General features: G+C 70.4%; 6 protein-coding genes and 1 pseudogene. 6 read left to right on the top strand and 1 reads right to left on the bottom strand.

From position 1 onward, the window contains the following. Positions 1-122: 122 nt before the first annotated feature. The 4 genes from grpE (at position 123) to ABZS54_RS40350 (ending at position 4,461) form a co-directional block, all read left to right on the top strand. Positions 123-716, top strand: coding sequence for a nucleotide exchange factor GrpE (gene grpE / locus ABZS54_RS40365; protein WP_355547599.1), 594 nt, complete (start codon positions 123-125; stop codon positions 714-716). A 121-nt stretch (positions 717-837) separates the two neighbouring features. Further along, positions 838-2,013 carry a molecular chaperone DnaJ gene (gene dnaJ / locus ABZS54_RS40360; RefSeq protein WP_355547596.1) on the top strand — a complete coding sequence of 392 codons (1,176 nt, stop codon included), beginning with the start codon at positions 838-840 and terminating at the stop codon, positions 2,011-2,013. A 1-nt stretch (position 2,014) separates the two neighbouring features. After that, complete coding sequence (locus tag ABZS54_RS40355) at positions 2,015-2,488, top strand: helix-turn-helix transcriptional regulator (protein ID WP_355547593.1); 474 nt, start codon at positions 2,015-2,017, stop codon at positions 2,486-2,488. Between the two features lie 143 nt (positions 2,489-2,631). Continuing rightward, positions 2,632-4,461, top strand: a complete 1,830-nt coding sequence (locus tag ABZS54_RS40350; protein ID WP_355547590.1) for a TIGR03767 family metallophosphoesterase — start codon at positions 2,632-2,634, stop codon at positions 4,459-4,461. A gap of 21 nt (positions 4,462-4,482) precedes the next feature. Here the strand turns inward: ABZS54_RS40350 and ABZS54_RS40345 are convergent, their stop codons facing one another. Continuing rightward, positions 4,483-5,148, bottom strand: a complete 666-nt coding sequence (locus ABZS54_RS40345) for a nucleoside/nucleotide kinase family protein (RefSeq protein WP_355547588.1) — start codon at positions 5,146-5,148, stop codon at positions 4,483-4,485. Between the two features lie 165 nt (positions 5,149-5,313). Here ABZS54_RS40345 and clpB point away from each other — a divergent pair, with 165 nt between their 5' ends. Both clpB and ABZS54_RS40335 read left to right on the top strand, forming a co-directional pair. Next, positions 5,314-7,935 carry an ATP-dependent chaperone ClpB gene (gene clpB, locus ABZS54_RS40340; RefSeq protein WP_355547585.1) on the top strand — a complete coding sequence of 874 codons (2,622 nt, stop codon included), beginning with the start codon at positions 5,314-5,316 and terminating at the stop codon, positions 7,933-7,935. A 316-nt stretch (positions 7,936-8,251) separates the two neighbouring features. After that, positions 8,252-9,033: pseudogene (locus tag ABZS54_RS40335) on the top strand (Fe-S oxidoreductase); the annotation flags it as partial.

The following is a 9,033-nucleotide window of genomic DNA, read 5'->3' as shown; positions in this document are numbered from 1 at the left end:
GCGAACGCCCAGCCCGGCGCCGAGGGTGCGGCCGGTTCGACCGGCGACGCCGCGGGCAACACTGCCGACGACGACGTCGTGGACGCCGAGATCGTCGACGAGGACCGTAAGGGCGGTGCTGCGTGACCGAAGGGACCGGCTCGAACCACGGCGCCGTCCCGGGCGACGCCCAAGAGACAGAGCCGAAGCCGGAAACCGGGACCGCCGCCTCGGCGGCGGCCCCGGCCCCCGGGGCGGCAGAGGCCGCCGAGCTGCGCAACCAGCTCGGCGAGCGCACGGCCGACCTGCAACGGCTCCAGGCCGAGTACGCGAACTACCGCAAGCGCGTCGAGCGGGACCGCAACGTGGCGGGCGAACTGGCCGCCATCAAGGTGCTGAGCGAACTGCTCCCCGTGCTCGACGACATCGGTCGGGCCCGCGACCACGGCGAACTGGCGGGCGGCTTCAAGTCGGTCGCCGAGTCGCTGGAATCGATCGTGGTCAAGATGGGGCTGCAGAGCTTCGGCTCCAAGGGCGACCCGTTCGACCCGACGGTGCACGAGGCACTGCTCCACTCGTACGCGACCGATGTCACCGAGCCCACGTGTGTGGAGATCCTGCAGCCCGGCTACCAGGTCGGCGAACGGATCATCCGCCCGGCGCGGGTGGCGGTCGCGGAGCCCACGGCGGACGCCGAAGGCAGTCCGGAGGAGTCGGGCGAAGCGGCCGGCAGCTGAACCGTCACCGGGAACCAGACGACGAGAAGCGGAGAGGAGGGACGCCGATGCGCGGGTGGAGTGAATCCGGAAACGGGCGCTCGGAGCACGAGGGCACCCCGACCCGATCGGCGAGGGGCGCATGAGTACGAAGGACTACCTGGAGAAGGACTACTACAAGGTGCTCGGCGTCCCCAAGGACGCCGGCACCGCCGAGATCAAGAAGGCCTACCGCAAGCTCGCCGTCGAGTTCCACCCGGACAAGAACAAGGGTGACACCAGGGCCGAGGAACGGTTCAAGGAGATCTCGGAAGCCTACGACGTGCTCGCCGACGAGAAGCGGCGCAAGGAGTACGACGAGGCGCGGACGCTGTTCGGCAGCGGGGGCGGCTTCCGCGGCCCCGGCGGCGGGCAGGGCGGCGCCGGCGGTTTCCCCTTCGACCTCGGCGACATCTTCGGTGGCCAGCAGCAGAGCGGCGCGGGCAACACCGGCGGCTTGGGCGACATCTTCGGTGGGCTGTTCGGCGGCGGTCGCCAGACCGGACGCCAGCAGCCGCGACGCGGCTCGGACGTGGAGTCCGAGGTCACGCTCGGCTTCGCGGACGCGGTCGACGGTGCGACCGTACCGATCCGACTGACCAGCTCCGAGCCGTGTCGGCACTGCAACGGCACGGGCGCGGCCGCGGGCACCACCCCGCGGATGTGTCCGACCTGCGCGGGGTCCGGCAACGTCAGTCGGCCGCAGGGCGGTTTCGGCTTCTCCGAGCCGTGCCGCGACTGCAAGGGTCGCGGGCTGCTGGTGGACGACCCGTGCATCGTGTGCAACGGCAGTGGTCGGGCCAAGAGTTCGCGCACGATGCAGGTCCGGATCCCGGCCGGGGTCCAGGACGGCCAGCGGATCCGACTCAAGGGCAAGGGCGCTCCCGGCGAGCGCGGCGGCCCCTCCGGCGACCTCTACGTCGTGGTGCACGTCACGGCGCACGCCGTATTCGGCCGCAAGGGCGACAATCTCACCGTGACCGTGCCGGTCACCTTCCCTGAGGCCGCACTCGGGGCGGAGGTCACCGTGCCCACCCTGGGCGGCATCCCGGTCACACTCAAGCTTCCCGCGGGCACGGGCAACGGCCGTACGCTGCGCGTCCGCGGGCGCGGTGCGGCACGCAAGGACGGCACTCGGGGCGACCTGCTGGTCACCATCGAGGTGACGGTTCCTCAGCAGCTGAACGACAAGGCGCGCGAGGCGCTGGAGGCGTTCCGCGAGGCGACCATCGCGCACGACCCCCGAGCCGATCTGTTGGACGCGGCGAAGGGGGCATGACATGCGACCGGGCGGATTGGGCGGCGACGGCGGCATCGGCGGGCGGCGCGGCTACGAGATCGACGAGACCTCTCCGGTCTACGTGATCTCGGTGGCCGCACAGCTGTCCGGCCTGCATCCGCAGACGCTGCGCCAGTACGACCGACTCGGCCTGGTCTCACCGGACCGCACGGCCGGTCGCGGGCGGCGCTACTCCGCCCGCGACATCGTCCAGTTGCGCGAGGTGCAGCGGCTCTCCCAGGAGGCCGGCATCAACCTGGCCGGGATCAAGCGCATCCTGGAGCTGGAGAACCAGGTGCTCGCGCTGCGCATGCGCGTGGCCGAGTTGGAACACGCGCTGCACGAGGCGACGGACGCGAGCGCCCGACGCGAGGCGGCCGTGCACGCGTCCTATCGGCGCGATCTGGTCCCGATCCGGCCGCAGGCGGGCACCGCGCTCGTGGTCTGGAAGCCCAGGCGCGGGCGCACCGACTGACGGGCGGCCGAGCGGCGGCAGTCGGCCGAGGATGTGCAAGGGGCGTGGCTTCGGCCGCGCCCCTCGTGCGTGCGGGCAGCCGGCCGCGAGTGGGTCGTGGACATTCCTTGATGCCGCTCAATACGCGTCAGTAGGGTCGCCGCATGAAGCCGAATCGTCGGGACGTCCTGAAGTACTCGGCCGCGGGCGCGGCACTGCTCGGAGCGGCGGCGTGCACCGACGCCAAGGACGAGCCGGACAAGAAGTCGAGTAATGCGCCCAAGTCCGGCGCCCCGACCGCGGGCGGTCCGGCCGGCATGGCCGGCACCACGCTGGAGCGCACTCTGGTGCTCGGCCCGCCCGGCTCGGGCGGCTACCGCAAGGTGGTCGCCGGTCCCGGCGAACCGCACCTGCTGCGCGCCGAGTTGGCCCCCGGCGCCGGTCCGGGCAGCAAGGCCAAGAGCCAACCGCTGGTCGCCTTCACCCAGCTGACGGACATTCATATACAGGACTCGCAGTCGACCGCGCGGGTGGACTTCCTGGACCGGCACAGCGACAAGGACCAGCCGTTCGCGAAGCTGCTGCCGTTCCAGTCGTCGCATCGCCCGCAGGAGGTGCTGACCGCGCAGATCGCCGAGGCGATGGTGCAGTCGCTGAACCGGATCGGCAAGGGCCCGGCGCTCGGCCAACCGCTCGCCTTCACCATCTGCACGGGCGACAACACCGACAACATCCAGTTCAACGAACTGCGCTGGTACATCGACGTGCTCGACGGCGGCAAGAAGGTCACCCCGGACTCGGGCGACCGGAACAAGTACGAGGGCCCGATGGACGCGGTCGCGTACCACGAGCGCTACTGGCACCCGGAAGGCACGCCGCCCGGGCAGAAGGACGACGTGCCCAGGCGCGATTACGGCTTTCCCACTGTGCCGGGCCTGCTCGACGCATGCCGGCGTCCGTTCGAGGCAACCGGCCTGAAGACCCCGTGGTACACCGCGTACGGCAACCACGACGGCCTGGTCCAGGGCAACCTGCCGGTCAGTGAGTTGTTGAGCAAGGTCGCGGTCGGCGACGAGAAGGTGCTCGACATCTCGGCGGGTCAGACCATCGTCACGCTCGCGCTCGGGCTGCAGAACGGCAAGCCGGACGCGCTCGCCGCACTGCTGGCGGGCCCCAAGCGCAAGGTCACCGCCGACCCGGACCGCCGGCTGATCGACCGCGCGGAGACGATCAAGGAGCACTTCAACACGACCGGCCTGCCCAAGGGCCACGGCTTCACCCAGGCGAACCTGGACGCCAAGACGGCGTACTACAGCTTCGACCAGGGCCGGGTGCGCTGCCTGGTCCTGGACACGGTGAACCAGTACGGCCTGGACTCCGGCTGCCTGGACCCGATCCAGTTCGCGTGGCTCCAGGACCACCTGGTCAAGGGCAGTTCGAGCTACCTGGACGAGCAGGGCAAGGTGGTCCGGGGCACCGGCCAGGACATGTTGTTCGTGCTGTTCAGCCACCACACGATCGACACGCTGGTGAACAAGACGGTGCCCTCTGGGCAGCCCGCGCGGATCCTGGGCCCGCAGGTGCAGGCGCTGCTGCTGCGCTTCCCGAACGTCGTGCTGTGGGTCAATGGGCACACCCACGACAACAACGTGAAGCCCTACCCGCGGCCGGCGGGCAGCGCGGTCCCCGGCGGCTTCTGGGAGATCAACACCGCGTCGCACATCGACTGGCCCTCGCAGGCGCGGATCGTGGAGATCGGCGACAACAGGAACGGCACGCTCTCCATCTACGGCACCATCGTCGACGCCGCCGGCCCGGAGTCCAACGGCGGCAAGCTGGACAACCCGCTCGCGCTGGCCGCGCTGGCCCGCGAGCTCGCGGGCAACGACTGGCAGGAGCGCGACCGCCCCGACCCCAAGGTGGACGGCCGCCGCGGTCGGCTTGAGGACCGCAACGTGGAACTGCTGGTGCCGACGCCGGCGTGGCTCACATAGCCGGAGTCCGCAGGTGCGTGCTCACCACACCACCGTCACCACCCGCGCGCAGCGGGATTTGGAACGCTTGACCAGTTCGCCGTTGGGCCGGTCGCTGCCCGCGACCCAGGCCATCGCCTCGCCGGGGCTGCGACCGCCCCGGCGCTGGCGCCTGGTCAACCGCTCGTCGCGGACCCGGTCCGAGGCGTGCACGTACCAGACCTCGGTCATCAGGCAGTAGGCGTCGATCCAGCCGGGGGCGTCCAGCGCGAGGTAGTTGCCCTCGGTCACCACGATCCGAGTACCGGGTCGCACCACGTGCCGCGCGGCCACCGGCTCGTGCAGTGTGCGGTCGTAGTCCGGCACGTACACGTCCCGGTCCACCTCGTGCACGACGCGCGCCAGCGTGCTCGCGTAGCCCCACACGTCGAAGGTGTCCACCGCGCCCTTGCGGTGCAACCGACCGATCCGCTTGAGCTGCGCGTTCGAGAGATGGAAGCCGTCAAGCGGCACGTAGGCGGCGGTACCGACGCCGACCCGCTGTTCGATCGCACGCACCAGGCGACCGGCGAGCGTGGACTTCCCGGCCCCCGGCGGACCGGCGAGGCCGAGCACGACACGGTCGGCCCCGGGCGACGCCGGAACCAGCCGGACCGCCGCATCCGCAAGCGCGTCGAGTGTTTCGAGGGCACCGGACACATCTGGCATGTCCGCAGTCTAGGCATCCGCGACGAGACACGGTTGAGTGGAATAGACTCAACTTAGTTGTGGTTCTCACAGTCAACGAACCGTTCGGGTGCGATACACACGCGGCGCGGACGGGATGATGGCCGTGACACCGCGTGCCCGAAGCGAAGGAGTCGCACACCTCACATGGATGCACAGAAGCTCACCTCCAAGGCCCAAGAGGCCCTTTCGGTCGCCATCCGCAAGGCTTCCGCGGCGGGACACCCCCAGGTGGAGCCCGCGCATCTGCTGCTCGCCCTGCTCGAACAGCCCGAGGGGATCGCGGTCCCGCTGCTCGGCGCGGCCGGTGTGGACGTGCCGCTCCTGAAGGTCGCCGCCGCCCAGATCTCGGATCGCCTGCCGAGCGCGTCCGGATCGACGGTGGCCGCGCCGCAGCTCGCCCGCGAGACGATGCTCGCGCTGGACGAGGCGGAGAAGCAGGCCGACAAGCTCGGCGACGCGTTCGTGTCCACCGAGCATGTCCTGGTCGGTCTCGCGTCCGGCCGGTCCGGCCCGGTCGCCGACGCGCTGCGCGAGGCGGGCGCCACCCCGCAGGCGCTGCTCGACTCCTTCAAGGCGGTGCGCGGCAGCGCTCGGGTCACCTCGCAGGACCCGGAGAGCACCTACCAGGCACTGGAGAAGTACGGCCGCGACCTGACCGAGGAGGCCCGCAACGGCAAGCTCGACCCGGTCATCGGCCGCGACTCGGAGATCCGCCGGGTGGTCCAGGTGCTGTCCCGCCGGACCAAGAACAACCCGGTACTGATCGGTGAACCCGGCGTGGGCAAGACCGCCGTCGTGGAGGGCCTGGCCCGCCGGATCGTGGCCGGCGACGTGCCCGAGTCGCTGCGCGACAAGCGGCTGATCGCGCTCGACCTGGGTGCGATGGTCGCGGGCGCGAAGTACCGCGGCGAGTTCGAGGAGCGGCTGAAGGCGGTGCTGAACGAGATCAAGTCCAGCAACGGCCAGGTCGTCACCTTCATCGACGAACTGCACACCGTGGTGGGCGCCGGTGCCACCGGCGACAGTTCGATGGACGCGGGCAACATGCTCAAGCCGATGCTCGCGCGCGGCGAACTGCGCCTGGTCGGCGCGACCACGTTGGACGAGTACCGCAAGCACATCGAGAAGGACCCCGCGCTGGAGCGCCGGTTCCAGCAGGTGTTCGTCGGCGAGCCCAGCGTCGAGGACACCATCGCGATCCTGCGCGGACTCAAGAGCCGGTACGAGGCACACCACAAGGTGCAGATCGCCGACTCGGCCCTGGTCGCCGCGGCCACCCTCTCCGACCGCTACATCACCGCCCGCTTCCTCCCCGACAAGGCGATCGACCTGGTCGACGAGGCGGCCTCGCGACTGCGGATGGAGATCGACTCCTCCCCCGTCGAGATCGACGAGCTACAGCGCTCGGTCGACCGGCTGCGGATGGAGGAGATGGCCCTGGACAAGGAGACCGACGCGGCCAGCCGGGACCGCCTGGAGCGGCTGCGCAAGGACCTCGCGGACAAGCAGGAGCAGCTCAGCGGCCTGACCGCGCGATGGCAGCAGGAGAAGGCCGGCCTGAACCGGGTCGGTGAGCTCAAGGAGCGCCTGGACGCCGCCCGCGGCGAGGCCGAGCGGGCCCAGCGGGACGGCGACTTCGAGACCGCCTCGAAGCTGATGTACGGACAGATCCCGACCCTGGAGCGCGAGTTGGCCGAGGCCGCGGCGACCGAGGGGGACCGGGGCACGGACGGCACCGCGATGGTCAAGGAGGAGGTCGGCCCGGACGACGTGGCCGATGTGGTCTCGTCCTGGACCGGTATCCCCTCGGGCCGACTGCTCGAGGGCGAGCGCGGCAAGCTGCTGCGGATGGAGGACGAGCTGGGTCGCCGGCTGATCGGCCAGAGGGCGGCCGTGGCGACGGTGTCCGACGCGGTCCGCCGGGCTCGCTCCGGCATCGCCGACCCGGACCGCCCGACCGGCTCGTTCCTGTTCCTGGGCCCGACCGGCGTGGGCAAGACCGAGCTGGCCAAGTCGCTCGCCGACTTCCTCTTCGACGACGAGCGCGCGATGGTGCGGATCGACATGTCGGAGTACGCGGAGAAGCACTCGGTCGCGCGCCTGGTCGGTGCGCCGCCCGGCTACGTGGGGTACGAGGAGGGCGGCCAGCTGACCGAGGCGGTGCGCCGTCGGCCGTACTCGGTCGTGTTGTTGGACGAGGTGGAGAAGGCCCACCCCGAGGTCTTCGACGTCCTGCTCCAGGTGCTCGACGACGGGCGGCTGACCGACGGCCAGGGCCGCACGGTGGACTTCCGCAACGTGGTGCTGATCCTGACCTCGAACCTGGGGTCGCAGTATCTGGTCGACCCGGCACTGTCCCGGGAGCAGCAGCAGAACATGGTGATGGACGTCGTGCGCAACGCGTTCAAGCCGGAGTTTCTCAACCGGCTCGACGACATCGTGCTCTTCGAGGCGCTCGGCACGGCGGAGCTCGCGCACATCGTCGGACTCCAGGTCGACCGGCTCGGCGCTCGGCTCAAGGACCGCCGGATCACCCTCACGGTGACCGACGCGGCCCGCGAGTGGCTCGCGCTGACCGGATACGACCCGGCGTACGGCGCGCGGCCGCTGCGCCGGCTGATCCAGACCGCGATCGGCGACAAGCTGGCTCGGGCGCTGCTCGCGGGCGATGTCGGCGACGGGGACACGGTCGTGGTCGACCTGGACGAGGCGAGCGACACGTTGGTCGTGCAGCCTCGGCAGCAGGCGGCCGCGAAGACGCTCTGATCGGTGGGCTCGGAGCGCGGCCCCGTCCGGTGGATGTCGGTGGGGCCGCGCCTGGGCCGAGTACGGACGTCACGGCGCCGGGACCTGTTGCGGGTCCCGGCGCCTGTGCGACGAGTGCGGTGCGACCCGCGTGATACGACAAGATCACCTAGGGGTGGCTGAAGCGGACAAAACCCGCGAAGCCGGTAGCGTCCAGCGTGACGGATATCATCGACGCAGTGGATAAGTTACCAGTGGGTAAGATGCCCGCACGGCCGTACGCTGTCGGCCGATACACGCCCCGGAAGGGACGTCCCACCGGAGGAGCCGAACGCCCATGCAGCTCGCAGCGATCGTGATCTCGCTGGTCACCTTGGTGGTCGGCGCCGCGCTCGCGGCGCGCGCCGTCGCGCACATCTACCGTTTCGTCCAGGTCGGCCAGCCGGACGGCAGCCGAACCGGACAGCCCGCGCAGCGCACCGCGACCCTCGGCCGGGAGTTCCTCGGCCACACCCGAATGCTCAAGTGGGGCGTCGTCGGCGTGGCCCACTGGTTCGTGGCCGTCGGCTTCCTGACCCTCGGCCTGACCATCGTCACCGCGATCGTCCAGCTCTTCGACGCGCACTGGGTGTTCCCGCTCATCGGCGACTGGCTGCCCTACGAACTCTTCACCGAGTTCATCGCGCTGGCCACGTTCGTCGGCATCGTGGTGCTGATGGTCATCCGGCAGCTGAGCCTGCCCTCGCGCCCGGGCCGCAAGTCGCGGTTCGCCGGCTCGGTGTCGTGGCAGGCGTACTACGTCGAGTGGACGATCCTGGTGATCGGCCTCGCGATCCTGACGCTGCGCGCCCTGGAGGCCGCCCTGCTGGGGGTGGACCACTACGAGGCGGGCTTCTTCGCGTCGTATCCGCTGAGCCTGGCGTTCCAGGACCTGAGCGAGTCCACGCTGGAGAACCTGGTCTACCTGACCGCGATGATCAAGCTCACCGCCACCGGTGCGTGGGCGGTGACGATCGGTCTGAACCCGAGCATGGGTGTGGCGTGGCACCGGTTCCTGGCGTTCTTCAACATCTACTTCAAGCGTGAGGCGGATGGTGGGGTCGCGTTGGGTGCGTTGCA

The organism is Embleya sp. NPDC005575 (genome assembly GCF_040605455.1).
GTDB lineage: Bacteria > Actinomycetota > Actinomycetes > Streptomycetales > Streptomycetaceae > Embleya.
Note: the sequence above shows the minus strand (reverse complement) of the source record. Positions and strands in the feature narration are given on the sequence as shown.